A 672-nucleotide genomic window follows, 5' to 3' on the forward strand; every position below is an offset into this window, starting at 1 on the left:
GTTTTTATTCCCGAGCCCCGCCCGTGCGGGGGGGGCACACCCCCGCCCCCGGGGGGTTGGGGGGGGGGGGGGGGGGGGGGCCCCCCCCCCCCCGCGGCGGCGCCGCGGGCTACGACAGGGCGGCCGCCACGGCCGTGGCCAGCGCGGCGGCGTCCGGCGGCGCCAGGGGTTTGCCGTCGGTGTCGACCACGTACAGGGTGTCCACGGCGTTGGCCCCGAGCGTCGAGACATGGGCGCTGCGCACCCGGACCCCGCACGATTCCAGCGCCCGCCCGATCCGGTGCAGCAGCCCGACGGCGTCAGGCGCCCGCACCTCCAGCACGGTGGCCAGCGAGGAGACGTCGGGGACCACCGAAACCCGCGGCGGCGGCGGGACCACCCCGCGCCGCTTCGGGTACGCCGCCTCGCGGTCGGCCAGCTTCGCCGGTACGTCCAGCGACCCGTCCAGCGCCCGGACCAGGTCGGTCCGCAGCCGGGCGGCCTGCGGCAGGGCCCCGTACTCGGCGGCCACCCGCCAGCGCAGCACCAGCGCCTCGCCCAGCCGGTCGGGGAGCTCCAGGAAGCGCAGCTCGGCCGCCCGCACGGTCAGCCGGTGCAGCGCCAGGACCCCGGCCGCCGCCGGGAGCACCCCGGGCTGGTCCGGGACGGCGACGACGAGTTCGACCCCGACGG

At 79.5% G+C, this 672-nt stretch carries 1 pseudogene; it reads right to left on the minus strand.

Annotated features, from left to right (window positions below):
* Positions 1-109: 109 nt before the first annotated feature.
* Positions 110-672, minus strand: a pseudogene (locus tag ACFV0Q_RS02675) ([protein-PII] uridylyltransferase); the annotation flags it as partial.

This window comes from Streptomyces sp. NPDC059564 (assembly GCF_042735575.1).
In the GTDB taxonomy this organism is placed as follows: Bacteria; Actinomycetota; Actinomycetes; order Streptomycetales; family Streptomycetaceae; genus Streptomyces.